Origin of the sequence: Rhizobium anhuiense (assembly GCF_003985145.1) — a bacterium.
GTDB classification, from domain to species: Bacteria; Pseudomonadota; Alphaproteobacteria; order Rhizobiales; family Rhizobiaceae; genus Rhizobium; species Rhizobium anhuiense.
Genome location: NZ_ML133542.1, coordinates 1 through 25926, shown reverse-complemented (window position 1 = coordinate 25926; position 25926 = coordinate 1). Strand labels below are relative to the sequence as shown.

The window sequence follows — 25926 nt, the reverse complement described above, 5'->3', positions numbered from 1 at the left end:
TCATGGCCCAGATGACCGGCGCGGAAGCGCTAACCCTTTTGCTTGTTCGGGAAGCGGTTCCCTTTGTCTTCGGCGTCGCCGGCGGCAAGCTGAACCCGCTGTTGCATGCAATTTCGCGCGAACCGTCGATCCGTTATCTCGGTGTGCGCCATGAGGCATCTGGCCCCCTGATGGGGGCGGCGATTGCCGCAGCGAGCGGACGGATCTGCGTGGCGCTCGGTGAAATGGGACCGGGCTCGTCCAATCTGGTCGGCGGCCTCGGCACCGCCTTCAACAACAACTTGCCACTCGTGCTCGTCACCTCAAACAATCACCATGCGTGCGCCTATCCCCACCGCGGCATGTTCATGGATCTCGACACGCATGCGCTCCTGAAGCCGCTGACCAAATGGAGCGCGGTGGTGCATGACGGGCGACGGCTGCCCGATCTCGTCCGCGACGCCTTCCGCCAAGCGCTGACCGGGCGGCGCGGCCCGGTTCATCTCGATGTGCCGCAGGACGTATTTACGACCAAGTTCGATTTCGACGACGCGGCGCTTTCGCTGCCGCCATCGGCCTATCGCACCGTCGAAGGCCCGAGAGCCTCCGCTGCCCAGATCGCCCGCGCCGCCGACATGCTGGCGCAGGCGGAGCGCCCGGTGCTGGTTGCCGGCGGCGGCGTCGTGTCCGCGGAAGGGGGCGCGCTGTTCCGCAATCTTCTGGAGGTTCTGAAGGCCCCGGCGCTCGCCACGCAGATGGGCATCGGCACGGTTCCTTCGGATTCGCCGTTCTTCATCGGCCATGGCGGCATCATTGGCGGCGACGCGGTTTCTTCGGCCCTTGCCGAAGCTGATGTCATACTGGCCGTCGGATGCCGGTTTTCCTCCTGGCTCTGGAACGAAACCGGTGCCCTTGCAGGCGGCGGTGCCGACCTCATCAATATCAACATCGATCCGATGAGCCTTGGCGCGAATGCCCGCCATGCCCTCGGCATATGGGCGGATGCCGCCAGCGCGCTTGCCGATCTGCTTGATGCCCTGAGGAGCCGGCAGATACCGGATCGGTCGCGGTGGCTGGCGCGCATGCGCGATATCTACGCCAGCTATCGCGGCAAGCTCGAACGCATGAACGAGGACAATGGCCCGGTCATGCATCCCGCCCGTCTCGGCACCGCGCTCGGCAAGCTTCTACCCGCCGATGCGCTGATCGCCTACGACGGTGGCCACACCTCCTTCTGGAGCAATGATCTCACCCCGGCAACCATCGAACGCACCCGTTTCCACGAGCCCGGCATGTGCCAGCTCGGCTTCGGCACGCCCTATGCGGTGGCGCTCAAGCTACTTCATCCAGACAGGCCGGTCTTCAACATCTGCGGCGACGGCGCCTTCGGCTTCACGCTTTCCGAGCTCGACACCGCCCGGCGCTACGGTCTGCCGATCATCAACATCATCCACAACAATGCCTCCTGGGGCGTCATCAAGATGGGCCAGAGAAAGACCTACGACTTCTCGTTCGGTACGGATCTTGACGGTGTGGACTATGCCGACGTCGCACGCGGTTTCGGTTGCCATGGAGAGCGGGTGACAACGGTGGAAGAGATCGGGCCGGCTCTCGAGCGGGCTATCGCCTCCGGCCTCCCGGCGGTGATAGATTGCCACGTCCGTTTCGAGGCGCATCCCAGCATGCCTTACTTCGCGAAGATGAATGCCTATGGATTCCCGCAGGGGGCAGGCGGCCCGCATGCCGCTCTTGTGAAGGGAGTTTGATGTGGTTGTGACGCAATTTTCCACCCGCCGACCCCATGGTGAAAGCAATGCGCCGGCCTCCGGCGAGACGCGGATTCGCATCCGCGACGTGACGCTCTCCTATGGCCCGCTCCAGATCATCGGCGGCATCAGCCTCGATGTCGCGGCCGGTGAGACCGTCTGCGTCATCGGCCCATCCGGCTGCGGCAAGACCACGCTGCTGCGCATGCTGGCCGGTCTGGCAAAACCGACCTCCGGCAGCGTCGAACTCGATGGCGCGGGGCTTGGCGGACCGAACCGCTCCGTGGCGATCGTCTTTCAGGACTACGGAAAGGCTCTGCTGCCCTGGCGGACGGCAGCAGGCAACGTATCGCTGGCGCTGGAAGCACGCGGCTGCCGCCCCGCCGACCGGCCTGGGATCATCCGAGATCTCCTCGAGAAGATCGGCCTCGGCGCTCACGCCGACAAATATCCGGGTGAAATGTCCGGGGGCATGCAGCAGCGCCTGCAGATCGCCCGCTGTCTGGCGCAGGAGCCGAAGGTGCTCCTGATGGACGAGCCCTTCGGCGCCCTTGATGCCATGACGCGGCAGGCGCTTCAGGACGAGGTTCTCGGACTGGTTGCCGCAACCGGGGCCACCATGGTTTTCGTCACGCATGATCTCGAGGAAGCGATCTATCTTGGCGACCGGATCGTCTGCCTGCAGCCGAATCCCGGCCGCGTCGGGCGGATCGTCGACGTGTCGCTGTCGCGGCCACGCGACCAGCTTCTGACCCGCGAGGATCCGGAATTTCTGCGTCTGCGCCGTGAGCTCTACGATCTCATCAAGGATGATCACCAATGACCGCGCAGCGCCTGCTGAGCACTGGCTGGCGCGCGGCTCTGCTGCCGGTCGCCCTCATCGGCCTGGCGCAGCTTGCCGCGACCGCGACTGCGCTGGAAAGCGACAGCCTGGCGAGCCCGTTCGATATTGCCAAGGCCTTCTTCTCCGTCGTCGCAGACGGTTCGCTGCTGCGGGCGACGGCGGATACGCTGAAAGCGGCTGCCGCCGGGTGCCTTCTCGGTGTCGGGGCAGGATCGCTTCTCGGCATCGTGCTCGGCCTTTCCCGCATTGCAGACGATGCACTCGATCTGACGATCGAGCTGCTGCGGCCGATCCCCGTGGTGGCGCTCATCCCGGTCGTGATGATGTTGCTCGGCTTCGGGGCGGAAATGGAGATCGTCATCATCGCGCTCGGCATGCTGTGGCCCTCGGTCCTGCTGGCACGCGCCGCCGTCAAGGAGGTGGAGCCGCGCCTGATAGAGGTATCCAGCGTACTTCAACTCGGCTTTGCCGCCCGGCTCGGCAAGATCGTTCTGCCGGCCATCCTGCCACAGCTCTTCATGTCGCTGAAACTTGCCGCCGGCTATGCGCTTGTGGTCGCAGTGACGGTGGAGATCACGGCCAATCCGCTCGGCCTCGGCTATGGTATCATGATGGCGCAGCAGGCCCTGAGGCCGGCTGAAATGTTTGCCTATCTGATCTGGATCGGCGCGATCGGCTGGCTCATCAGCCTGCTTCTCAACGCGGCGCAACGGGCCTTCTTTCCGGCCTTCGTCAAGGGAGAGGGGCGATGAGGCATTTTTCCCTGCGACGGCTTTTGCTCGGCACTGGGGCGCTGGTACTCTTCGTTCTTGCGTGGAAGCTGGTGACCGATGCCAAAATTGTCTCGCCGATCTTCTTCCCCGGCCCGGAGCGAACCTATGCCGCGCTGGTGAAGGGGCTCTTCGGCGGCGCCCTTCTCACGCAGACGCTGGAGACGATCCAGCGCATGCTGCTCGGCTGGCTGCTTGCTTCGTTCGTCGGCGTCTTTCTCGGCGCGCTTATCGGCGTGTCGAAACAGGCTCGCGCATTCATCGCTCCGACGCTCGAACTGCTTCGGCCGCTTCCCGCTTCGGCCATGATTCCGATCGCAATCGCCTTTCTCGGTTTCTCCGATCACATGGTCCTCGTCGTCATCGCCTTCGGTGCTCTCTGGCCGATGCTGCTCGCCACGATGCACGGCTTCGCCGCCATGGAGCCGCGGCTCTATGAGGTCAGTCAGGTGCTTGGCCTCAGTCGTTCAGAGGTGATCTGGAAGTTGGCACTGCCGAGCGCCATGCCGATGATCCTCGCCAGCCTGCGGCTCGGCCTGACCATCTCACTCATTCTGGCCGTCGTCGGCGAAATGCTTGCAAGCCGCGAAGGGCTCGGCCAGAGCATTCTGGCGGCCAGCCGAAGTTTCCGTTCCCCCGATCTTTTCGCCGGCATCGTCATTCTGGGGGCAATTGGCCTCGCCGGAAGCCGGTTGCTATCGGTTGCGGAAAAACGCCTCCTGCGCTGGCAGGCCGCCAGCCGCTGATTTTTGTCTTTTGAATAGATGGATCTTGTCATGTTCAAACTTTCCGATGCCTCAACCATCATCGACACCGCCCTTGCGGAAGGACGGACCCGTGGTCTCGCGCCTCTGGCTGTCGCCGTCCTCGACGCCGGTGGCCATCTGGTCGCGTATAAACGCGAGGACGGGGCCGGCATCGTTCGTTTCGACATCGCCTTCGGAAAAGCCTGGGGCTCGCTCGGCATGGGATTCGGGTCGCGCGAATTGACGGAACGCGCCGGCAAGAACCCAACATTCGTCACGGTTCTATCGGCCGTCAGTGGTGGGCGCATGGTGCCTTCTCCGGGCGGTGTCTTGATCGCCAATGGACAAGGGCACATCATCGGCGCGGTCGGAATTTCCGGCGATCTCGGAGACAATGACGAGCTTTGCGCCATTGCCGGCATCGAGAAGGCCGGGTTCCGGCCTATCGCAAAACTTGCAGATTGATTTCTGGAAGAATTCGCCTGTTCATTTAAAGGGAAGCCTCCTGCAGACCGCAAGCTGCATCGACGGGGCTTTGTCCTGCGAACGGAATTTCACCGATTAGAGCCTTCACCAGCGCCTGCTGCACCGGCGGCACGGCGGCATAGCCGTTCACGAAGGTTCTGCATTCCGGCATGTGATACAGCAGGAACGGCGTGCCGAGCGAGATGTAGACTGTGGGAAGATAGTCCCACAGTCTTTGCATCGAAAGCGGGAACAAGCCGTGCAGGTCCTCCCAGCGCGGCCCCAGGTTTTCCTTGGCGGACACACCTTCCTCGGCCATCAGATACATGCCGATATCGTGGGCGGCCGGATCGATAGCATCGCCCCGGCGATAGAGCGTGACGTCAAAACCCCGTTCGCGCAGCATATCGGCCACGCGCAGTTGCGGCAGTGGGCCGGAAGGGCTCATCCGGCTTTCCAGTTGCGCCAGCAGGATACGTTTGTGCCGGCTCGGATCAAGCGGCAGCAGAGCCTGCTGGTCCTTGACCAGCGTGATCCCGGCCTCCGCGGCCGATTTCGACCATGCGGCATGCTCGGCGCCGCCGAGCAGCCGCGGGCGATCTTCCGCCTCCGGGGGATGGCCGCCGGTCTCGTGGAGCTTCATCGATGCTTTGAGCGCAAGCACACGCAAGACCGCTTCATCGACACGCTCCTGCTTGAGAAGACCGTTCTGAAGGCCTTCCCTGATATAGCCGAGATCCTTGTCGAGATCAGCCGGGAACAGCAGGATATCGCAGCCCGAGGCGATGCAGAGCGGCACGAGTTCCCGCCGCGCGCCGCGCGCATTGAAGCCGACCATGCCGGAGGCATCGGAAACGACCAGGCCATTGAAGCCCAGCTCTTCTCTGAGAAGGGTGGTGGTGAGGTCGAAGTTGAGCGACGCAGGCATATGGGCGGGGCTCAGGGCCGACGATCCCAGCTCGGCCGTGTAGGCGGGAAGGGTGATGTGGCCTGCCATGACGACCTGCACCCCCTTCGCAAAGGCGTCGGCATAGATTTTGCCAAACGTCCGGCGCCACTCTTCCATCGGCATCGTATTGTGGGTGGTGGCGAAATGCTGGTCCCTGTCGTCGATGCCGTCACCCGGCCAATGCTTGATCGAGCTTGCGAAACCCGCCGAGCGGGCGCCTTGCTGATAGGCCGTCGTCATTGCCATGACTGTCGAGACATCCGCGCCGAATGACCGGGTGTTGACCACGTTCGAACGGAAATTGACCGCAAGATCGGCAACCGGCGTCCAGGAGATATTGAAGCCGAGAAAACCGCCCTCGCGCGCCGCAACGACACCCATGCGCCGCGCATGCTCGGCGTCTCCCGTCGCAGCGATGGCCATCTGGTTGAGGTAGGGCGTTCCGGCCGCAACGCTGCTCTTCTCCGAGAACTCGATGTCGCAGCTCATCAGGAGCGGTATCGCCGTCTGCGACTGAAGGAATTGCGCGCTGTCGCGCAATTCCTGCTCGGAACGGGAGGGCATGCGATGAATGCCGCCGACATGGCGCTGCAGCGGGGCCGAGAGATTTTCCGGCGAGAGGTCGCGGCAAAGAGGCAGCATGATCTGCCCGAGCTTTTGGTCCAGCGACAGGCTGTCGAAAGTGGATCTCACCCACGCAAGAGCCGTGTCATCGAGATGGAAGGGATGTCCTGCAAGCTTTTCAAGGATGGTCTCGGTCATCAAACCCGCTTTCCGCTGTCTGCGTCAAATATGTGAAGGCGATCCTCGGACAGGCCGAGCCACGCCTTGTCGCCGGGTTTTATGCTGACGGAGGCTGATGTCTTGGCGCAGATGCCAATGCTGCCGCGTTTGCACCAGACGAGCTTTTCGGCTCCCATCGGCTCGACGACGTCGACCTCGACCGCCACGCCCGATGCGGCCTCTTCTGCATGGAGCACGACGTCTTCGGGGCGGATGCCGACGATCACCTTTCGGCCGTTGGCCAGCGGCGCTTGCAGCGCGGACGTGATGCGCACCGCCTTGCCGTCGATGATCACATCGCCGCCTTCAACGGCGGCGTCGAGGAAATTCATGGCGGGCGAGCCGACGAAACGGGCGACGAAGGTGTTCGCCGGCTTGTTGTAGATCTCGTCTGGCGTGCCCTGCTGCTGGATGATCCGGTCCTTCATGACGACGATGCGGTCGGCAAGCGTCATCGCCTCGATCTGGTCGTGGGTCACATAGATCATCGTCGACTTGAGCCGCTGATGAAGACGCTTGATCTCGACGCGTAGGTCTGAGCGCAATTGGGCGTCGAGGTTGGAGAGCGGTTCGTCGAAGAGAAACACGCCCGCGTCGCGCACGACGGCGCGGCCGATCGCCACGCGCTGCCGCTGGCCGCCGGAAAGTTCCGACGGTTTGCGGTCCAGCAAGGGTTCGATCTGCAGCATCCTTGCCGCATTGGCGACGCGCTTTTCGATTTCCGGCTTGGCGGTCCCGGCGACTTTCAGGCCGAAACTCAGATTTCCCCGCACGCTCATCCGAGGATAGAGCGCGTAAGACTGGAAAACCATCGCGATCCCGCGGTTCTTCGGCTCGACATTGGTCATGTCGTGACTGCCGATCAGGATCTGCCCTTCGGCAACGTCCTGGAGCCCGGCGATCGCATTCAGAAGCGTGGACTTGCCGCAGCCGGAAGGCCCGAGCAGGACGATGAATTCCGACGGCGGAATGTCGAGATCTATGCCTTTGAGGACCTCGACCTGCCCGTAGCGGATGCCGAGATTTCGCAGTTGAACGCCTGTCATGATTAGCCTTTCACGGCACCGGAGGCCACGCCGCGGACAAACCAACGGCCCGAGGTGAAGTAAACGAGAAGCGGGATGATCGAGGTGAGCAGCGTTGCCGCCATCTCCACATTGTATTCCCGCTCGCCATAGGTGGAGTGCACGATATTGTTGAGCTGGACGGTCATCGGCGCATAGTTGATGCCGCCGAAGACGAGGCCGACGATGTAGTCGTTCCAGATGAAGGTGACCTGCAGGATGCCGGCGACGGCGATCATCGGAACCGACATCGGCAACAGGATGGAGAAGAAGAAGCGCCAGTAGCCGGCACCGTCGACACGAGCGGCCTTAAAGAGATCGATCGGGATCGTTGCGAAATAATTGCGGAACAGCAGCGTCACGACGGGCAGAGCGAATACGACATGCACCGCGATCACGCCGGCCAGTGAATTGAACAGGCCGATGGTGGAAGTGATGCGCACGAGCGGATAGATCAGCACCTGATAGGGAAAGAAGCCGCCGATCAGCAGCACGGTGAAAAGCACGTTGGCAAAGCGCACCCGCCAGAAGCTCAGCGCATAACCGGTGACCGCGCCGGCTGCGATGGCAAGGGCGACGCTCGGAATGGTGATCAGCACGGAATTCACGAAGCCGACTTTGAGACCCTCGCAACGCAGTCCCGTACAGGCAGAATTCCAGGCCTTGGACCAATATTCGAAGGTCAGCGCATGGGGCAGGGACAGCAGCGTACCCGTCCGGATCTCCTCCATCGACTTGAAGGCCGTCACGATCATCACGTAGAGCGGGATCAGCACCACGATCGCGATTGCGATCAGCAAAACGTAGGTCAACGCGCGCGACAGCGGGGCGGCATAGGCATTGCGGTGTACGGGAGCGCGGCCGTTTTCAGTGGTCATTCGACAGCTCCCTTGCGACGGTTCTTGAGATAGAGAAGCGGCACGGAGACCAGCAGGACGAGAAGCAGCAGCGTGGTGGCCGCGGCGGATGCAAGGCCCACCTGCTGGCGTTCGAACATGTGATCGATGATGAACTTGGCCGGCACATCGGTTGCAATGCCCGGTCCGCCGCCGGTCATGGCAACCACGACGTCGAAGAGGCGCACGACCGTCAGACACATCAGGACCAGCGCAGTCGTGATGCTCGCGCCGATACTCGGGACGATGATATAGAGATGCGCCTTCCAGGCGGGGATGCCCTCGATGCGGATCGCCTTCCACAGATCGTCGTCGACGCCGCGTAGCCCGGCGAGGAGAACGACCATGACCAGGCCGGACGAGTGCCAGACGGCTGCGAAGATGATCGTAAAGATCGCCGTATCCGCATTGACGATCCAGTCGAAGGAGGCATTCTCGAAGCCGAGCTTGCGAGCAACGTCGGCAATGCCGTAATTCGGATCGAATAGCCAGCGCCATACCAAGCCGGTGACGATGAAGGACATGGCGAAGGGATAGAGGTAGATCGTCCGCAGCGCGTTCTCACCGCGGACGCCGCGGTTGATCATGGCGGCGAGCGAATAGCCGATGAACAGCGTGACCGGGATGAAAATCACAGCGAACAGGGCCATATTGGTAAGCGAGACATGCCACCGGGCGTTGGAGAACAGGTTTATGTACTGGGTGAAACCGGCAAACCTGTAATTGGGCAGCATGGAGGACCGGGTGAAGGATATGCCCGCCGCCCATAGAACGCCTCCGACATAGACCGACAAAACGACGAATGCGACGGGAACAAGTGTCAGGGTCGCTTGAAGGCGACTGTTTGAAGGCGACGTTGCGAACACGGCTGGGGACTCCGAATATCTCACTCGTTCGGGGGAGGCGACGGAATACGCTCCCCCCGAAGCGGTTGCGTCAGCTCGCGGAGAGCCCGTTCGCATAGGCCTCGATGAACTGGTCGGCAGTCAGGCCGCCCTTGCTCCAGAAGCGGGTGATCGCATCCTCAACGGCACCGACAACGGCCGGCGGGAACATCATCTGGTCGCCCGCCGTTGCGAGCTTGGCGTCGCTGAAATAATGCGACGCTTGCGCAATACAGCTGTTGAGCTTGGACGTATCGGCGCCCTTCAGGATAGGGATCGTACCGTTGGCAACCGCAAAGGCGGTCTGTGTCGGAATATCCGTGAAGGTCTTGAGGAGCAGATCCTGCGCCTTGCCCATCGCATCATCCGCGGGTTCGGGGAACAGGAACACGTCACCCGAGATGATCATGCCCTGATCGGCGCCGATGATTGCACATTCATAGTCGCTGCCGGCCGATTTCCCGGCAGCAGCAAAGGCTCCGTTCAACCATGTGCCGCCCTGGGTCATAAGCGCCTTGCCTGAGATGACGAGGTTGGTCGAATCCGGCCAGGAGCGCCCCGGCGAGCCGGCATCGGCATAGTCCTTGAGCTTTTCGAACACTTTGACGGCGGCCTTGAACTTGTCGCCCCGCACCGCTGCCGCATCCCTCTTGTAGATAACCGCATCATAGGTTTCGCGCCCTGCAACGCCGAGCACGACGGCATTGAACATCAGCCGCTCCCAGCGCGGCTCCCCGGAGGGCGCGAAAGGAATGAGGCCAGCCGCCTTGGCCTTGTCGAGCGCAGCAAATACCTCGTCCCAGGTCTTGGGCGTCGACACGCCTATTTTGTCGAGGATCGGCTTGTTGAACCAGAACCAGTTGGCGCCGTTGCCGGAGATCGGAAGCGCCCAGATCTTGCCGTCGACCGTGCCCGAATTCAGCAGGGCTTGCGGCATTTTTTCCTGCCAGTTGTCGGCCGTGGCGGTCTCCGTCAGATCACGAAGCAGTTCGTTTTCCTGGAGTTCGATAAACTGGGCACCGGTATTGAACAGCATGGCGGCGGGTGGGTTGCCGCCGACCACCCGGTTGACGGCCGTCGCGCGGGCGTTCGGTCCGCCTGATATGGCATTGTCGACCCAGCTTCCCCCAAGCTCGGTGAACTTCTGGGCCAGAATCTTGACGCCGGCCGACTCGGCGGCGGAGGTCCACTGATGAATTACCTCAGCCTTGATTTCATCTGCATTCGCAGAGGCTGCGAAGCAAAGCGCGACTGCAGTGGTCGCAGTAAAAAGCAATTTGGAAATCACTGTCTTCTCCTCCTGAATTCCGCGGCGGATTATTCAGGAGCGCATTATCATTCGTCCAATAATGGATTTAGCAAATACCATAATCAGAAATTATAGATCTTTTCGACACTCAGACAGCGTTCATAGTTTCTCAAACTCAACCGTCAGGTGGACGCCGCAGCGTCCGGGGGTTCGCTTTCGAGGTCGGCCCTGATGAAATCGGCGGTCTGTTCGTAGTGCTGCTGCAGCAAGCGTACAGCCTCGTCGCTATTGCGATCGAGCACGGCTTTCAGAATATCCGCATGCTCCTGCGCTACGTTGCGCACGCGAAACGCCTTGCGGCTGGAAAGTGAGCGATAACGGTGAAGCCGGTCGGCAAGCTGTTCGCAGAAGCCGATCAACGGTCGCGAGCCGCAGCCGCCGATGAGCTGCGCGTGGAAGGCGCGATGCAGCCGCTCCCATTCCGGATTGCTCTCGAACCGCTCCGGGTTCAATGAGCGAGGTGCGCGCTCCAGCCTGTGGTGCGCAACGAGAAGGGCTTCCTCCCATGCCGGTGTGCTGTTTGCGAGCGACTCCCGCAAAGCCAGACTTTCCACCCAGCAGCGGGTTTTGGTCAGCTCCCCCAATTCCCCCAAGCTGATCGGTTTCACGAAGAAGCCACGCTGCTCCTTACCGATGACCAGATCCTCGGTGGTCAGGCGGTTCAATGCCTCCCGCAAAGGCGTTTGCCCCGCTTCGTATTGCTCCATCAGGAAACGCAGTTGCAGCTTGCGTCCGGGTTCCAAGCGCGCGGACAGGATGTCGGCCTTCAGCCGTTCGTAAATGCTGGTTGCCAGTGTTGCGGGGCTCTCCGCCCCCCTATTCAGCGCATCTGCGTCCATATCGAGTCCATTGTTCAAATCTGTTTTCATATACACGACCACATGCAATTCGTAAAATTTATAAATTTTTACTTTACACGAGCGTTTATGGATATTATTCGAAAGCCAGCACAGGAGGACAGCGTGAGCGTAGGCAAGCAAAGCGCAGGGCGGTTCGACAGCGGTTGCGGCTGCTGTGGCATCGACATTCACTGCCATGTCGTGCCGGCACGTTTTCCGCTGCCGGCTAGTGGCGCGCCGGTGCGCGGCTTTCCTTCTATGGTCGCCTCGGACGATTGCCATGCCACCGTCGTCATCGACGAGAAGCCCTATCGCACGGTCAGCGACGCCTGCTGGGTCGCCGAGCGGCGTCTCGAAGACATGGACCATTGCGGCATAAGGCTTCAGGCATCTTCGCCAATGCCGGAACTTTTCGGCTATTGGATCGAAACCAACGCGGCGAACGACCTCGTCCGTCACGTCAACGACGCGATTGCAGCACTCGTTGCGGAAGGAGAGGAGCGTTTCGTCGGGCTGGCCGGCGTTCCTCTGCAGGATATCGACCTTGCGATCGCCGAGCTTCGCCGCACGGTCGGCACCCTCGGCTTTCGCGGCGTCGAGATCGGCAGCAATATAAATGGCGTTCCGGTCGGCGATCCCAGGTTCCATCCGTTCTTTGCGGAAGCAGAGCAGCTTGGAGCGGCCGTCTTCGTCCATGCGGTGCGACCGGCCGGCATGGACCGGCTCGTCGGGCCGGCGCCGCTTCAGCAGGTGCTCGGCTATCCCACGGATGTGGGGCTGGCAGCGGCCTCGGTGATCACCGGCGGGCTGCTGTTGAAATTCCCGAAGCTGCGGATCGCCTTCAGCCACGGCGGTGGCACGCTCGCCTCGCTTCTGCCGAGGCTGGAGCAGGGCTATGCGGCTTTCCCGGCTCTGAAGGAAACGATGGCTGAACCGCCCTCGGCACAGGCCCGCCGGCTCTACGTCGACTCTCTCGTCTTCGATACGGACACGCTGCGCCGCCTGGTTTCAGTTTTCGGAGAGGAACGCGTGTTGCTCGGCACGGACTACCCCTTCAATTTTCGCGACCAGCAGCCCGTTGCGCGCATCGAGGCCGCTTTCGCCGATACAGGACTGCGCGAACGGCTGTCCTTCAGGAACGCGCAGGCCTTCCTTGCCCTGGATGAGGTTTGATCAGATGTCCGACTTTCCCGTCACCGCCCTGCGCAGCGTCGAACTCGGCACGCCCGACCTGGCTGCATCCGTCGATTTTTATAGCCGGGTCTGGGGACTGGACGTGGTCGCCGAAGCCGGCGGCAAGGTTTTCCTCGCCGCGACCGGCGACGATTTCCATGTGCTGGAACTGAAGCCGAGCGACCGCTCGGAACTGCGCAAGATCACATTCCGCGCCCATTCCGCCGAAGATCTGAAGTCGCTTTTTGCAAAGGCCGTTGCGGCGGGATGCGTCACGATGCGTGAGCCGGGACCTGCCGACGCACCGTCCGGCGGGGAGCGCTTCGTCGTTCGGGAGCCGCAGGGTTCGGTGCTGGAATTCGTCTATGGCGACGACAGGAAGTCGGGCACAGTCGTCGCCAACCGGCCGGAACGCCTCGCGCACGTCAATATCAACAGCGTTGACATCGAGGCCCTTTCGGATTTCTACCGCGATGTCCTGGGCTTCCGCCTGACCGACCGGTCGAAGCTGATGGCCTTCCTGCGCTGCAATGACGATCACCACGCCGTCGTGCTGGCGGAAGCGCCGGGGAACGGCCTGAACCATATCGCCTTTCTGATGCCCGATCTAGAATCGGTCATGCGCGGCTCCGGCCGGGTGGTCGATCACGGTTACCCGATCGGCTGGGGCGTCGGCCGCCACGGGCCAGGCGACAATGTCTTTGCTTACTTCGTCGATCCGCAGGGCGTCGTGGTCGAATACACCGCTGAGGTTCTGGAGGTGGACGATGATTATCGCGTGCGGGGTCCGGACGAATGGGTCTGGCCGCCGGGCCGCACCGATCATTGGGGCATCGCCGCCCCCAAGAGCGACGCCTGCAAGAAGGCACAGATTTCCATCGGATTTTCCGGCGCCTGACGCGGCCATCATCATAGCAGAGGCATTCCGTTGAATAGCGAGAACAACATTTCCCATCGTTATGACGTGCTGGTGGTCGGCTTCGGCCCGGCCGGCGCCGTGGCTGCCGGCATGCTGGGCGCGCGCGGTCATTCCACTCTTATCGTCGACCGGCTGACTGACATCTATGACAAGCCCCGCGCCATTGCCATCGACCACGAGATCCTGCGCCATTTCGACAATATGGGCATCGCCGACGACGTACTGCCCCATATCGCGCCCTTCACCGCTTCCCAGCACTTCGGCGCACAGGGGCAACTCATTCGCCGCATCGACATGGTGCCCGCGCCCTATCCGCTCGGCTACACGCCAAGCATGGTGTTCACCCAGCCTCCGGTCGAGGCCGTGCTCAGGCGGCATGCCGAAAGCTTCGATTGCGTCACGGTCGAACTCGGAACCGAGATGACCGATCTCGATCCGCAGGCCGATCAGGTCGTTGCAACGCTGAGGGACGCCTCCGGCAAGTCCCGGACGGTCGCGGCAAAATACCTGGTCGGTTGCGACGGCGCTTCGAGCCGGGTTCGCGAACTGTCCGGCATGACGCTCGAGGATCTTACCTTCGACGAGCCCTGGCTGGTGGTGGACGTGCAAGTGCATGATGCCGCACTCACCAAGCTGCCGCAGACCTCGGCGCAATTCTGCGATCCCTCGCGGCCGACCAGCTATATCATGGGGCCGAAGAACCATCGCCGTTGGGAAATCATGCTGCTGCCCGGCGAAAATCCGCGCGAAATGGAAAGATCCGAAAACGTCTGGCGGTTGCTGTCGCCCTGGCTCACGTCGGAAGAGGGCGAGCTCTGGCGCGCCGCCGCCTATCGCTTCCATGCGCTGGTTGCCGATGAATGGCGCCGCGGCAGGGTGTTGATCGCCGGCGATGCCGCCCACCAGCAGCCGCCGTTCATCGGCCAGGGCATGTGCCAGGGCTTGCGCGACGTTTCCAATCTCGTCTGGCGGCTCGATCGCGTGCTGAAGGGACAATCCTCGGAGGCGCTGCTCGATACCTATACGGTCGAGCGCAAGCGCCACGTGCAGACCCTGACCGGCAAGATCAAGGCGATTGGCCAGATGATCTGCGAACGCGATCCGGCGGCAGCGGCCGCGCGCGATGCCCGCATTCTCGCCGAGGGCGGCGGCAAGCCGCCGACCATCACCCGCCAGGAAATCGTTCCGCCGATCGAAGAAGGTCTGCTTGCCGCGGCGGGAACGCCGGCGCGGGGGCTGCTCTTTCCGCAGCCTGCCATCGTCGAAGGCGCTTCGACGCGCCTGCTGGATCGTTTCACCGGCCCGGAGTGGCGGCTCATTCTCGACGGCCGCCGGATCGGGGCCGGGGAGGGAGAAGCATTTGCCGGGGAGATCGATGGGATCGTGATCAAGACCGTCGTCCCTGAAGGTGCGGAGACAGTCGATCCCTCGGCCCTTCGCGAGAAGGATGGCGTGCTTTCCGCCTGGTTCGACCGGCATGGCGCAATCGCCGCACTGGTGCGTCCTGACCACTATGTTTTCGGCGCTGCCCAGAACGTTCAGGCGCTTCGCCAGCAGATCGCGGATTTGCATGCTCGCCTCGCCTGAAGAGCAGGGCCTGTCACACATTGAAGTTCAATCGGTTTCTGGGAGGAAGATATGACCGAACCAACCACTGTTACCTCAGGCAAATGGCGCCCCTTTGCCGTTCTTGCCCTTCTCTTTCTGTTCCAGACGCTGAACTTTTTCGACAAGCTCGTCTTCGGGCTGTCGGCGGTGCCGATGATGAAGGAGCTTGGGATTTCGCCACAGCAGTTCGGGCTGATCGGCAGCAGCTTCTTTTTGCTGTTTTCGATCTCCGGCGTCCTCGTCGGCCTTTTCGTGATCGGCCGCATGCCGGTCAAGTGGATCCTCGTCATTCTGGCGGCGATCTGGTCGATCGCCCAGATCCCGATCTATTTCACCAGTTCGGTGACGGTCCTGATCGCCTGCCGCATCCTGCTCGGCCTTGGCGAGGGACCCGGCCTGCCGACGGCATTGCATGCCTGCCATAACTGGTTCAGTCCGGAAAAGCGCAGTGTGCCGAGCGCCGTCGTGCTGCAGGGCATCAGCGTCGGCCTGCTCGCCGGCGGTCCGATCCTCACTTATATCATCGTCAGCCACGGCTGGCGTTCGGGCTTTCTGTTCTGCGGCCTGATCGGCATTGTCTGGATCGTGGCCTGGCTGTTCATCGGCGGCGAGGGGCCGCATGCGGGCACGGAGAATGAAAAAGTTCGCGCCACTGTCGGAGATTCGCCGGTTCCGGCCCGCAAGCTCTGGCTCGATCCGACCGTGATCGGCGTCATCATCATGTCCACCATGTCCTACTGGATCGTCGGCATGTCGGCCACCTGGCTGCCACCTTTCCTGCAGCAAGGCCTCGGCTATTCGCAGACTGAGACCGGTTCAGTCATCTCGGCCGTCTACATCTTCCAGTCTCCGTTGCTGCTCGTCGGTTCATGGATCGCGCAGCGGATGCTGCAGAAGGGCGTCAGCAAGCGCGCCACGCTCGGCAGCGCCTCGGGTTATGCGCTGCTTGTCAGCGGCGTGGCGCTCATCGCCTCCGTTCATGTGAGCGGCCCGCTGCAACTGGTACTGATCGCGATCGCCTTTGCCGCGCCGAGCCTGACGACGATCTACGGCCCGATCACGCTCGGCAGCGTGGCGCCCGCCGCCCAACGCGGCCGGCTGATCGTCGTGATCTATTCGGCGAACGCCATCTCCGCACTCGCGTCAAACGCCGTCACCGGCATGATCGTGCAGGCCGCAGGACCCGACCATGTGGCTGCCGGTTATGCGAACGCCATGCTGTTCACCGCCGGCATCCTCATCATTGGTGCAATTTCCGCCTTCGCGCTGATCTTCCCGGACCGCACCATCGAGCGCTTCGGCAGGATGACGCGCTTCACCGAACAAATGCAGCGGGTCTGAACGGCGCGCAGGAAATTCTGATCACAGACAGGAGAAGAAGTCATGAGATTGTCCACCGTCAAGATCGCCGGCCGAACGACCTGGGGCGTCGTGGAAGGCGAACGCTTCCTCGATGTCGGCGCCACGCTCTCGGCCCGCTATGCCGACCTCAAATCGGCTGTCGCTGCTGGCTTTGACGGCGTTGCCGAGGCCGCTGCTGCCGCGGCCGCCACGCCTGTCGACGCGGTCGAATGGTTGCCGGTCATTCCCAATCCCGACAAAATCCTCTGCGTCGGCCTGAACTACGAAATGCATCGCAAGGAGACCGGCCGTTCGGAGGTGGAGAACCCCACCATCTTCGCCCGCTATGCCAATAGCCAGACAGGACACCTCGCTCCGATCATACGCCCGAAGGTCTCGACCGAACTCGATTTTGAAGGCGAACTGGCCGTCATCATCGGCAAACCCGGCCGCTACATTCCGTACGCCGAAGCCATGAACCATGTCGCCGGTTATGCATGCTACAATGACGGCAGCATCCGCGACTTCCAGCGACATACCCACCAGTTCACCCCGGGCAAGAATTTTCCAGATACCGGCGCCTTCGGGCCATGGATGATGACACCGGATGAACTCGGCCCGCTTGGCGAGCTGCGGCTGCAGACGCGCTTGAACGGCGAGGTGGTGCAGGAGGCGACCTTCAGCCAGATGATCTTCGATATTGCGCGCCAGATCGAATATTGCTCCGCCTTCACCCGGCTCGAAGCCGGCGACGTCATCGTCAGCGGTACGCCGGGTGGGGTCGGTGCCAAGCGCAATCCGCCGCTCTGGATGAAGCCGGGAGACGTGGTCGAAGTCGAGGTCGATCGGCTTGGCAGCCTGCGCAATCCAATCGTCGACGAGACGTGCTGACGAAAGTCGGCGTGCCGCGACACCTCGGCAGTGAAGAACATCTGACTCGTCCGTCGGCGTCCCGTTGGCTGCGTTACAGCCAACGGACAATTGCTGCGGCCGCATCGATGCTGTCGCCGTCGTCTGGGACGGAGGAGCCACTGCCGCAAGGGCATTGACAGGCGCCAGATTGCTTCTGGAACAGGCCTCGCGCGTTGTCCTGATATCCGTCACCGACGACAAGCAGATTGACGAGCGCAGTCGAGACCACCTTGCGTCGGCATTCGGCAAAGCTGGTTTTGCCGTCGACGTCGTGGCCATGCAAGCGAAGGGAGACTCGCCAGCCAGCGTCATTCAATCGATGGCCCCAGAACGCAAGGCCGATTTACTCGTCGCGGGCGCATTCGGTCATTCGAGACTGCGCGAATTCATCTCGGAGGGGTCACACGGTCGCTGTTGAGCCGCCTCGAAATGCCCGCCCTTCTTTGCCACTGATTACAATGCGCGCAAGGCATTGCCGATGACTGCAACATCGATCACTCCTGGAGAAGAGCGCCTTGCACGGGAGGTAAGCAAGGCTCGCACAAACCATAGCGATCACCGAGAGTCGGATGCGACAACGAACGCTTGGGGAGGATTCAATGAATCTGCGCGAAGTCCGAAGGCATCGGCTTGGCAAGCTCTTTGAGAATTGCTTCAAGCGCATTGGCCGTCGCCTGCAGGCCGGATGACTGCGCAATTTTCAGCGCCTCACGGCAGTGAACAGACAATTGGTCCTTCTGGTGGTCTTGGTGGATGTGGTCGTTCGTCGGGAATACGATGCCCGCATATTGCGACGGGTTTCCGGCTTCATCCCTGAAGCACCGGCCGAAGGCGGCCACGGTGACCATCTGCCCGCTTCGGTCAAACACCCGATAGTCATGGCGGTACGGATTTCCTGTGATCACCGATTCTGAAATCGCCTTGGCCACGGATGGCTTGTCGTCCGGGTGAATCCGGTCGAGATATCGCATGACCGGCAGCCCCGCGATGGTCTCTTCCGGATCAAGGCCAAAGAGATTTGCCAGCGCCGTATCCGCATAAACCGTGTCGGTCGCCAACACCCAGGTGAAGATGCCAGCCTCTTCAGAGAGAGGAAATTCGGAGGTTCCAAAAGCTCCGTCGACAAGGTTCATTCGCCATCCCCGGTCTGCTCGCCAATGCTGCCAGTTCACGACACGCTCGATCAATGACAGGGCGGTCGACCACTTCAACCTCGATCTTAGATCTTAGCCGCGTTTCCATCGAACGCAACAGCAGGGAGGTTCCAAGCGCCGACCATCGTTTCCTTGCTTGGCAGCGATCCATGTTTGATGGGGTTAATCTGTGGCGGATGAATGGCAGGCTTGAACGCACATCGCCCGCAGCCCACGTCCGGCGGGCAGCGGAACCGGCGGAAAGAACTCCGGGAGCGGCGATACGTGCTTGGAGCTGCCGCTGCCGCGAAGTAGTGTTTCAGAAAATCCACGTAAAGTTCGGGGGCACCATGGATTTTCTGAACGTCGCGGCGATCGTTTTCTTCCTACTTGTCTGGGTGGCGGTCGAGCCTTTGATGGCCGTGGGGTGGCCGAGGAAGAATGATAGTCTTTCCGTCGATATGGTGCGCATTCGCGCGGCCTGGATGCGGGAGGTGCTGACGCGAGACAACAACTTTATCGGCGACGCCGCGATCCTCGGGCACACGATCAATTCGGCATCCTTCTTCGGCTCGGCCAATCTCATCGTCATCGTTGGGCTGAGCGGCGCGCTTTTCATGGAACCGAACTATGGATCGGGTGGCCTGATTGCGATGTTTGCGGCTCAGGACCCCACCTGGTTTTTCCAGTGCAAGGTCCTCCTGATCATGGCGACGCTGCTGCGGGGCCTATCCGATTTCATATGGGCGGTCCGGCAGATCAACTACTGCCTGGCGGCGATCGGGGCGAGCCCCTCTCGCGATGAAGACAGGGACATTGTCGGCTGGACGAATGCTCTGACTTTGGTGTTGAACCCTGCGCTTCGATCGTTCAGCGTCGGCGTCCGATCCTACTACTTCACCGTCGCAGCCGCGTTCTGGTTCATCGGGCCAATCCCGTTCATTGTTGCCACCATCCTCAGTGTCGGCGTGTTGATCTGGCGTCAGTCCTGGTCGGATGCGGCAAAGGGGATCATGGCCATACGCAAGCTGCTCGACTAGGCCTGCGGCTCGGCGCAAGGTGGTAATCTGGCGGGCGTGCGGTTGAGGACGTTGCGAACGTCCGACACTCGTACGACAATAAACAGAAGCGGTATCTCATGGGCGGCGGCTGATGGATCGTCTTGAAGCAATGCGCATATTGCTGGCGGTCGTCGACGCCGGGAGCATCTCAGCCGGCAGCAGGAAGCTGAACGCGCCACTGCCGAGCGTCAGCCGCAAGGTGGCCGAGCTCGAACGACATCTTGGGGCGAACCTCATCGTCCGCACCAGCCGCAATCTTCAGCTCACGGACGCCGGACGCGATTATGTCGATGCGGCTCGAAAGATCATGGCGGATCTGGAGGAGGCCGAGCGAAGGGCGTCCGGGGAATACCAGACGCCCCGAGGCGTGCTGACGATCACGACGCCGGTCGAATACGGTAGCCGATACGTCCTGCCGGTCGCGCTGAGCTTCATGGAGAAGTACCCGGAGGTGTCACTGAACCTTCTGTCGCTCGACCGCACAGTGGATCTCGTCTCCGAGCAGGTGGATATCGCGATCCGTCTCGGCGACCTCGCCGACAGCTCCCTCCATGCCGCCAAGGTCGGGGAGTTCCGGCTGCTGACCTGCGCGAGCCCCACTTATATCAAGCGGCATGGCATGCCTGAGCGTCCCGGCGATCTCATCCATCGCGACGGGATCATCTTCAACAAGCGGACATTCTTCTGGACATTCGACGTCGACGGCACGCCGATGGAGGCCGTGCCCCGCAACCGGCTGGAAGTGAATACCGCGGCGAATTGTGTTGCGGCGGCTGTCGGCGGGGCAGGGATCGCGCGGCTGTTCGACTATCAGGTTTCGGACGAACTGGCGTCCGACGCGCTCATTCCCATCTTGCGCGACTTTGACGGCGCACCGCAGCCCATCCATATCGTCTACGCGCGCCAGGGGCTTCTCGCCTTGAAGGTACGGGCTTTCGTCGACTGGGCGCTGCCGCGGTTGCGGGTGCAGACAAACCATAAAGATAATCAAATATTATCTGAATGATGCGTGGATTTCCTCAACCGTTTGTTTCGGATTCTGAAGGTGCGGGAAATGACCGATGCCCGGCAGGGTATCGACTTTTGCACCGATCTTGGCGGCGAACTCGATGCCCATTTCGCTTCTGATGTAGATGTCCTTCTCGCCCCAGATCACCCTCACGGGCGTCTTCAGCCGGTCGAGGTTGGCCTCGAGAAAGTTCTGGTCACGTGTGAAATTCGCGTAGTAGTGGGCGAAGGCATCTGCCGCCGTCGCGCCGTCGAGGCTCCAGGAGCGAGCCATGTCTTGCTGGACGTCGACAGGTAGATCGAATTGCTCAGCGGGGGAGAGGCCGCGCCTGTGCACGTTCTGAAGGATCTCGTCGCTCGTCTTGTTCATGTAGGCGCGCGTCGGCGAGGCGGTCGGCTCGGCTTTGAGGTTCTGCAGGTTCTCCCACATGTATTGCGGCCGGTCGAACGGCGCGAAGTCTCCGACGATGATCCGCCTGGCGATCGTCGGCTCATCGAGAGCGAGCAACAGAACGGGGAGGGCGGCGATGTCAGTCGCATAGATCACGAGGTTCGACCGGTCGATGCCTGCCCGCTCGAGATAGGCTTTCAACACCTGGGCATACGCCTTCGGCGCGTAGGAAAAGAATTCAGGAACCGGGCGCGACGACTGCCCGTAGCCCGGCCAATCGAAGGCATGGACGTCGTAGTCGCGAGCAAGCATCGTCGCGATGTCCTTCCAGACCGTCAGCGTTTCCGGAAACCCATGCAGGAAAAGCACGGTGCCTTTCGGCGCCGGGGCTCGGACAATCATCCTTCTCAGCGTCAGGATCTCATCGATCTCGATGAAGTCGACGGCGTCGTGCGCGGCCTCCCGGGAAGCGACGGTTTCAGACGTGCGGGAAGTGGGAGTTGCTGCGACCGATGCAGCCGTATTTGCGGTTTTGTCCCTAGACATAGGAGGTCCTTTCCTGAACGGCGGTCAGCCAAAGCCCAGAGCCGGCTGTCTCCTGACACAATTGAGCACGGCGTCAGCGCGCGGCAGCCGGAGAAAGTGAGAGGCACCCTCTCGACGGCGGCAGCGCCGTAACGGCTGCCCAAGGCTGACATTCGAACGAGAGGGTGCCTCTCACTTTTCCGAGGTTCCGGCCGGCAGCCGACCGCGACAATATAAGGAAGAACTGATACTCCTCGAATACGAGCACGAGGAGCGCGAACCGATAAGGTTCAACGCCCGTCAGCAAGAAAGATCGGCGAGGGCAGGGCGTCCGAGGTGGCGACCTATGTGGTCACCTGGGGCTTGTCCTTGTCGAAAATCTCTCCGTTGGCTCTCGATGTCATGAAAGGACACGTGTCATGGCACTGACCTCTATGAAGCATAGCCACGCCTTGAAACATGGACATATGTCACGACGCTCACTGCTGTTAGCGGTTGCCGCGGCCGGCATGTCTGCCGCTCTCCTTCCACCCACATCGGATGCTGCCGATGTCGTCGCCGCCACACCCGGGGAGATCCAACCGTTCAAGGCCGAAGTCGCCGAGGCGGCGCTCGCAGACCTCAGGCGGCGTCTTGCCGCGACGCGCTGGCCCGACGTCGAAACCGTCATGGATCGTTCGCAGGGCGTCCAACCCCACAGGCTGAAGGAACTGGTGCGCTACTGGCAGTCGTCCTACGACTGGCGGAAGGCGGAGAGCAGGCTGAACAGTTTCCCGCAGTTTCTCACCAATATCGATGGACTCGATATCCATTTCGTCCATGTCCGTTCCCGTCACGAAAACGCGCTGCCGATGATCATGACCCACGGTTGGCCGGGGTCGGTCTTCGAGCTGCTTGACGTCATCGGGCCGCTCACGGATCCGACGGCGCATGGCGGCATGGCGGAAGATGCCTTCCACCTGGTGATCCCGTCGATCCCGGGATTCGGCTTCTCCGGAAAGCCTGCTGCAACCGGTTGGAACCCTCAGCGGATCGCGGCTGCCTGGGACGTACTGATGAAGCGACTGAACTATGACCGCTATGTCTCGCAGGGCGGCGACTGGGGGGCAATCATCAGCGACGCTTTGGGTCGCCTGGCACCCGATGGGCTGCTGGCGATCCACGTCAACAGGGTCGAACGTGCCACGACCCTCCCATCAGACGCAGCCCAGGCGCTTAAAAATGGAGGGCCGGCGCCCGATAGCCTGTCTGCGGATGAGAAAGTCGTCTTCGACGAGGCTCGAGATTTCCTCAACAACGGTTTTGGCTACGCAGCGATCATGAGTACACGGCCGGAGACGATCGGTTACGGCATTGCGGATTCTCCGGTCGGCCTTGCCGCCTGGCTTTACGACAAGATCGCCGACTGGGTGTTTACCCCCGGCGACCCCGAACAGGCGCTTGGCAAGGATGCCATTCTCGACAACATAACCCTGTACTGGCTGACGAACACCGGCCCCTCCAGCGGCCGCATCTATTGGGAAAACGCCATGTCGGGCGCGAAGCTCACGCCCGTCAAAGTGCCGGTGGCGGTCACGGTGTTTCCCGGAGAGGTTTACAAGCCGCCAAGGCAGTGGCTGTCCAAGGCCTATCCGACGCTCATCTACTACAACCGCTCCTCCAAGGGCGGTCACTTCGCCGCCTGGGAGGAGCCGGAACTCTTCAGCCAGGAGATCAGGGCAGGGTTCAGAAGCTTGCGATCTTAGAGCAATTCCAGCAAAAGTGCGTAGTGGCTTTGCCTCCGGAATTGCGTGAAAACAAAGAGATAGAGCATTTCCGTGATTGGGAGAAAAACGTAAATGCTCTAGCGCCTTCTGGCCGTTGGTTCGCAGTCTGCGCCCCGAGACCGGTTCGTCGATTGACGTTGGTCGTGCAACGCTTCACAAAGTCCGAAGTTTCGACCAACCCAGCAAAAGTGACGACAACGTCGCAGGGACCACGGCCACATGCGCATCAACGACGACCGTCATTCCCGCCACAGAATGTGCGCATTCCTGACGCTGGTATTTTCAACGCTTCTGCTCGCGAGCGCAAACCTCGCATCGGCGGCTGAGCCGACCAATTCCTCGGCCCCGATCCGGGTTATTATCGAATTGCCGAATGATGATTCCGGACGAGCGCTGGTCAATCGGATCGTTCCGGGCAATCAGGAAGCGGCGCAGCCGGTAGCAGTCTCGCAAGAGGCGGCACCGACGTCGATTGCGACGTCACTACAGGATTTGCGCCAGAGGTTGCTCACACTCGTCGATGCCGTTCCAACTCTTCCCGGGCAGATCCAGTCGGCGATCCGGGTCTTCCAAACGGATGATCGTATCGAACCTGTCGGCCTGATCTTGGCGGTCATACTCTTCGTCGCCGGCGGGTTCGTTGCGCAGCGCCTGGCCTGGTGGTCAGGGCGAGGGCTGCTCCATTTTGTGCTGAACGCGCCCGCCGGCACCGTCCGGCAACGGATCAAGCTCCACGCAGCCCGGCTTTCAATGGGTCTTCTCGCGTTGGCCGGTTACCTGATCGGAAGCCTCGGCGCGTTTATCCTCTTTCCATGGCCCGCCGTGTTTCGCGATATTGCGCTCATCCTGCTATCGGCCGCGCTCATGGTGCGCCTTGGCGTGCTCGTGGGCCGTATTGTCATCGCGCCAGGCGCCCGCCTGCCGCATATGCGGCTTCTGACGCTTGTCACCTCACTTGCCTGGTTCTGGTACTACTGGCTCCTCGCAATCGTCGCAGTGCTGGCGGCTGGCTGGGCCACCATTGAAGTGATCGGGACGATCCGAGCTTCACCCATCTTGGTCGACCTCTTTACCGCAGCATGGCTTGGTGTCGTTTCAATCGCTTTGATCGTTATGATCTGGCTGCGGCACTATCGTTCTGACGGGCCACCCGTGAGCCGGCTGGTCTGTGTTGGCTTCAGCGCGAGCATCCTGCTCTCGTGGCTGTTATGGGTTTCCGGTCTCCGCGGTGCATTCTGGACAGTGGTCGTCATCGCGCTTCTGCCGCTGACCGTTTCGGTGGCTCATGATATCATTCGTCGCATTATTCAATCTGGGGAGGGGCAGGCGGTCGAGGATCCGGCCATCGTCGGATGGTCCGTCGTTATCATGCAAACGCTGCGGAACGCTCTCATCGTGGTCGCTGCGCTGCTCATTGCCCGCGCATGGAATGTCAATCTCAGTGACCTTGCCGCTGCCGAAACGGTGACCACGCGTTTGATCCGCGCCGGAATTCGCATCGTTATCGTGCTGCTAGTGACCGACGTTATCTGGAAGCTCGCAAGCACGTTGATCGACAGTCAGATGGCGATGGCGTCGCGAAGCGTGCAGGCGGGACATCAGGAGGGACCCGACGCGCGCCGGCGTCAGCGGTTGAATACCCTCCTTCCCATTCTTCGCAATGTACTCTTCCTGGCGATCGGCGCTGTCGGCTTCCTGATGATCCTGGATGCCGTAGGCATTCAGATCGGACCGCTGCTGGCGGGCGCCGGTGTCGTCGGCATAGCCGTCGGCTTCGGTGCCCAAACACTCGTCAAGGACATCATCTCCGGCGTCTTCTATCTGTTCGACGATGCCTTTCGCATCGGCGAATATATCCAGGCGGCGAAATATAAAGGGACTGTCGAAGGTTTCTCGTTGCGATCGATCCGCTTGCGACACCATCGCGGTCCGGTCACCATCGTTCCCTTCGGGGAACTCGGCGCGGTGCAAAACCTAAGCCGCGACTGGGTCATCGATATCATTACGCTCACCCTGAACTATGACAGCGACCTTGAGGAGGTCCGCAAGACCATCAAGCGCATCGGCGTTGAGCTTCTCGAAGATGCCGAACTCGGGCCCAACATCATCGAACCCCTAAAAATGCAGGGGATTGAGCAGATGGCGGATTACGGTGTGCAGATTCGGCTGAAGTTCATGACGAAGCCCGGCGAACAGTTCGGCGTTCGCCGAAAGGCGCTCGCCATGCTCAAGAAGACATTCGCGGAAAAGGGCATTCAATTTGCAACGCCGACCGTTCATGTTTCCGGCGGCCCCGCCGATGCAGCAGCAACCGCTGCCGCCTCGGAGCTGCAAAGACCATCGAAAGTCATCTCGACACTTGAGGAATAGCAACGGCGAGCGGATCAGGTGAGCTTCCGCCGAATCCCGTCGAGCAACACTCTGACCCGCACGTTGCCGCCAAGTGCGCGTCCGTCCGAGACATGGGTTTCAAAAGAGTCTATTGGCTCGGATCAGCTGTTCTATGAGTCACGTTCGCGGTGAACTCGTCGATGCGCTGGATCGTCAAGACGCAAATTCGAGCAGGCCGATTTTAAAAGCGTGGGCCTATGAGATGGATGAAGAGGGTATGCCTTTGTAATCAAACGGCATCCTTATGTTCCATAATCTATCTTATGCGATTGATTGATGTAGCCGCAAAGTTAAAGTGTCCTGTTTCTGCAAAGTTGGAATGTCACACTCCCCGCGTTTGATTGGCGCCGGGGAGATTGCCGATGGGACTGATAGCGATGAGCGAGCGTGATCTGCAGCGGATC

The 25926-nt window shown here is 61.4% G+C and carries 22 protein-coding genes and 1 pseudogene; 15 read left to right on the top strand and 8 right to left on the bottom strand.

Translation table 11 applies throughout. From position 1 onward, the window contains the following. The first annotated feature begins 2 nt into the window (after positions 1-2). Genes EEQ99_RS31880 through EEQ99_RS31860 form a run of 5 tightly spaced genes read left to right on the top strand, consistent with a single transcriptional unit; the run spans position 3 to position 4570 of the window. Positions 3-1745 (top strand): thiamine pyrophosphate-binding protein, encoded by a 1743-nt coding sequence (locus EEQ99_RS31880; protein WP_028756749.1) that lies wholly within the window; start codon positions 3-5, stop codon positions 1743-1745. A gap of 1 nt (position 1746) precedes the next feature. Continuing rightward, positions 1747-2568 (top strand): ABC transporter ATP-binding protein, encoded by an 822-nt coding sequence (locus EEQ99_RS31875; RefSeq protein ID WP_127431769.1) that lies wholly within the window; start codon positions 1747-1749, stop codon positions 2566-2568. After that, positions 2565-3341, top strand: coding sequence for an ABC transporter permease (locus EEQ99_RS31870; protein WP_127431768.1), 777 nt, complete (start codon positions 2565-2567; stop codon positions 3339-3341). The genes EEQ99_RS31875 and EEQ99_RS31870 overlap by 4 nt, the downstream gene beginning before the upstream one ends. Next, positions 3338-4105 carry an ABC transporter permease gene (locus EEQ99_RS31865; RefSeq protein WP_049813421.1) on the top strand — a complete coding sequence of 256 codons (768 nt, stop codon included), beginning with the start codon at positions 3338-3340 and terminating at the stop codon, positions 4103-4105. The genes EEQ99_RS31870 and EEQ99_RS31865 overlap by 4 nt, the downstream gene beginning before the upstream one ends. A 30-nt stretch (positions 4106-4135) precedes the next feature. Further along, positions 4136-4570 (top strand): GlcG/HbpS family heme-binding protein, encoded by a 435-nt coding sequence (locus EEQ99_RS31860; protein ID WP_049813423.1) that lies wholly within the window; start codon positions 4136-4138, stop codon positions 4568-4570. Positions 4571-4595: 25 nt separating this feature from the next. Here EEQ99_RS31860 and EEQ99_RS31855 read toward each other — a convergent pair whose 3' ends face one another. The 6 genes from EEQ99_RS31855 to EEQ99_RS31830 all read right to left on the bottom strand — a co-directional run bounded on the left by EEQ99_RS31855 (position 4596) and on the right by EEQ99_RS31830 (position 11294). Continuing rightward, on the bottom strand, positions 4596-6281 hold the full coding sequence (locus EEQ99_RS31855) for a glycoside hydrolase family 3 protein (protein ID WP_097623429.1): 1686 nt from the start codon (positions 6279-6281) through the stop codon (positions 4596-4598). Next, complete coding sequence (locus tag EEQ99_RS31850; protein ID WP_063475619.1) at positions 6281-7348, bottom strand: ABC transporter ATP-binding protein; 1068 nt, start codon at positions 7346-7348, stop codon at positions 6281-6283. Before EEQ99_RS31850 ends, EEQ99_RS31855 begins: the two co-directional genes overlap by 1 nt. A gap of 2 nt (positions 7349-7350) precedes the next feature. Beyond that, positions 7351-8244, bottom strand: coding sequence for a carbohydrate ABC transporter permease (locus EEQ99_RS31845; protein ID WP_127431767.1), 894 nt, complete (start codon positions 8242-8244; stop codon positions 7351-7353). After that, positions 8241-9128, bottom strand: a complete 888-nt coding sequence (locus EEQ99_RS31840) for a carbohydrate ABC transporter permease (RefSeq protein WP_063475617.1) — start codon at positions 9126-9128, stop codon at positions 8241-8243. Before EEQ99_RS31840 ends, EEQ99_RS31845 begins: the two co-directional genes overlap by 4 nt. 70 nt (positions 9129-9198) lie before the next feature. Further along, the gene (locus EEQ99_RS31835; RefSeq protein ID WP_127431766.1) at positions 9199-10434 is read right to left on the bottom strand and encodes an ABC transporter substrate-binding protein; all 1236 of its coding nucleotides are present in this window, start codon (positions 10432-10434) and stop codon (positions 9199-9201) included. Positions 10435-10577: 143 nt separating this feature from the next. Beyond that, on the bottom strand, positions 10578-11294 hold the full coding sequence (locus EEQ99_RS31830; protein WP_127431799.1) for a GntR family transcriptional regulator: 717 nt from the start codon (positions 11292-11294) through the stop codon (positions 10578-10580). Between the two features lie 123 nt (positions 11295-11417). On the opposite strand from EEQ99_RS31830, the gene EEQ99_RS31825 reads away from it, so the two are divergent. From EEQ99_RS31825 to EEQ99_RS31800, 6 genes and pseudogenes are all read left to right on the top strand, one after another. Next, positions 11418-12467: an amidohydrolase family protein gene (locus EEQ99_RS31825; RefSeq protein ID WP_127431765.1), complete on the top strand. Its 1050-nt coding sequence runs from the start codon at positions 11418-11420 to the stop codon at positions 12465-12467. Between the two features lie 4 nt (positions 12468-12471). Further along, positions 12472-13365 (top strand): VOC family protein, encoded by an 894-nt coding sequence (locus EEQ99_RS31820; protein WP_127431764.1) that lies wholly within the window; start codon positions 12472-12474, stop codon positions 13363-13365. A gap of 30 nt (positions 13366-13395) precedes the next feature. Then, the gene (locus EEQ99_RS31815) at positions 13396-14973 is read left to right on the top strand and encodes a bifunctional 3-(3-hydroxy-phenyl)propionate/3-hydroxycinnamic acid hydroxylase (RefSeq protein ID WP_127431763.1); all 1578 of its coding nucleotides are present in this window, start codon (positions 13396-13398) and stop codon (positions 14971-14973) included. Between the two features lie 51 nt (positions 14974-15024). Beyond that, entirely contained in the window at positions 15025-16335 is a 1311-nt protein-coding gene (locus EEQ99_RS31810) for an MFS transporter (RefSeq protein ID WP_127431762.1), read from the top strand. A 42-nt stretch (positions 16336-16377) separates the two neighbouring features. After that, complete coding sequence (locus EEQ99_RS31805) at positions 16378-17226, top strand: fumarylacetoacetate hydrolase family protein (RefSeq protein ID WP_097544286.1); 849 nt, start codon at positions 16378-16380, stop codon at positions 17224-17226. Between the two features lie 55 nt (positions 17227-17281). Beyond that, positions 17282-17700: pseudogene (locus tag EEQ99_RS31800) on the top strand (universal stress protein); the annotation flags it as partial. Positions 17701-17843: 143 nt separating this feature from the next. Here the strand turns inward: EEQ99_RS31800 and EEQ99_RS31795 are convergent. Continuing rightward, complete coding sequence (locus EEQ99_RS31795) at positions 17844-18380, bottom strand: PAS domain-containing protein (protein WP_063475610.1); 537 nt, start codon at positions 18378-18380, stop codon at positions 17844-17846. A gap of 350 nt (positions 18381-18730) precedes the next feature. Between EEQ99_RS31795 and EEQ99_RS31790 the strand changes: the two genes are divergently transcribed. Together EEQ99_RS31790 and EEQ99_RS31785 are read left to right on the top strand one after the other, a co-directional pair. After that, positions 18731-19420: a DUF599 domain-containing protein gene (locus tag EEQ99_RS31790; RefSeq protein ID WP_127431798.1), complete on the top strand. Its 690-nt coding sequence runs from the start codon at positions 18731-18733 to the stop codon at positions 19418-19420. Positions 19421-19532: 112 nt separating this feature from the next. After that, positions 19533-20447, top strand: coding sequence for a LysR family transcriptional regulator (locus EEQ99_RS31785; RefSeq protein WP_097544285.1), 915 nt, complete (start codon positions 19533-19535; stop codon positions 20445-20447). On the opposite strand, the gene EEQ99_RS31780 is transcribed toward EEQ99_RS31785, so the two are convergent. Beyond that, positions 20436-21386: an alpha/beta fold hydrolase gene (locus EEQ99_RS31780; protein ID WP_097544284.1), complete on the bottom strand. Its 951-nt coding sequence runs from the start codon at positions 21384-21386 to the stop codon at positions 20436-20438. The genes EEQ99_RS31785 and EEQ99_RS31780 overlap by 12 nt on opposite strands. A gap of 413 nt (positions 21387-21799) precedes the next feature. Between EEQ99_RS31780 and EEQ99_RS31775 the strand changes: the two genes are divergently transcribed. Together EEQ99_RS31775 and EEQ99_RS31770 are read left to right on the top strand one after the other, a co-directional pair. Next, positions 21800-23110 (top strand): epoxide hydrolase family protein, encoded by a 1311-nt coding sequence (locus tag EEQ99_RS31775; RefSeq protein WP_097544283.1) that lies wholly within the window; start codon positions 21800-21802, stop codon positions 23108-23110. 240 nt (positions 23111-23350) lie between these two features. Further along, complete coding sequence (locus tag EEQ99_RS31770; RefSeq protein ID WP_097544282.1) at positions 23351-25501, top strand: mechanosensitive ion channel family protein; 2151 nt, start codon at positions 23351-23353, stop codon at positions 25499-25501. Positions 25502-25926 lie beyond the last annotated feature (425 nt).

Coding starts and splice junctions, on each gene's coding strand:
- EEQ99_RS31820 (WP_127431764.1), top strand. CDS start 12,472: ATGTCCGACTTTCCCGTCACCGCCCTGCGCAGCGTCGAACTCGGCACG.
- EEQ99_RS31880 (WP_028756749.1), top strand. CDS start 3: ATGGCCCAGATGACCGGCGCGGAAGCGCTAACCCTTTTGCTTGTTCGG.
- EEQ99_RS31780 (WP_097544284.1), bottom strand. CDS start 21,386: ATGTCTAGGGACAAAACCGCAAATACGGCTGCATCGGTCGCAGCAACT.
- EEQ99_RS31775 (WP_097544283.1), top strand. CDS start 21,800: ATGAAGCATAGCCACGCCTTGAAACATGGACATATGTCACGACGCTCA.
- EEQ99_RS31790 (WP_127431798.1), top strand. CDS start 18,731: ATGGATTTTCTGAACGTCGCGGCGATCGTTTTCTTCCTACTTGTCTGG.
- EEQ99_RS31795 (WP_063475610.1), bottom strand. CDS start 18,380: ATGAACCTTGTCGACGGAGCTTTTGGAACCTCCGAATTTCCTCTCTCT.
- EEQ99_RS31810 (WP_127431762.1), top strand. CDS start 15,025: ATGACCGAACCAACCACTGTTACCTCAGGCAAATGGCGCCCCTTTGCC.
- EEQ99_RS31830 (WP_127431799.1), bottom strand. CDS start 11,294: ATGGACGCAGATGCGCTGAATAGGGGGGCGGAGAGCCCCGCAACACTG.
- EEQ99_RS31770 (WP_097544282.1), top strand. CDS start 23,351: ATGCGCATCAACGACGACCGTCATTCCCGCCACAGAATGTGCGCATTC.
- EEQ99_RS31865 (WP_049813421.1), top strand. CDS start 3,338: ATGAGGCATTTTTCCCTGCGACGGCTTTTGCTCGGCACTGGGGCGCTG.
- EEQ99_RS31870 (WP_127431768.1), top strand. CDS start 2,565: ATGACCGCGCAGCGCCTGCTGAGCACTGGCTGGCGCGCGGCTCTGCTG.
- EEQ99_RS31805 (WP_097544286.1), top strand. CDS start 16,378: ATGAGATTGTCCACCGTCAAGATCGCCGGCCGAACGACCTGGGGCGTC.
- EEQ99_RS31785 (WP_097544285.1), top strand. CDS start 19,533: ATGGATCGTCTTGAAGCAATGCGCATATTGCTGGCGGTCGTCGACGCC.
- EEQ99_RS31845 (WP_127431767.1), bottom strand. CDS start 8,244: ATGACCACTGAAAACGGCCGCGCTCCCGTACACCGCAATGCCTATGCC.
- EEQ99_RS31855 (WP_097623429.1), bottom strand. CDS start 6,281: ATGACCGAGACCATCCTTGAAAAGCTTGCAGGACATCCCTTCCATCTC.
- EEQ99_RS31860 (WP_049813423.1), top strand. CDS start 4,136: ATGTTCAAACTTTCCGATGCCTCAACCATCATCGACACCGCCCTTGCG.
- EEQ99_RS31850 (WP_063475619.1), bottom strand. CDS start 7,348: ATGACAGGCGTTCAACTGCGAAATCTCGGCATCCGCTACGGGCAGGTC.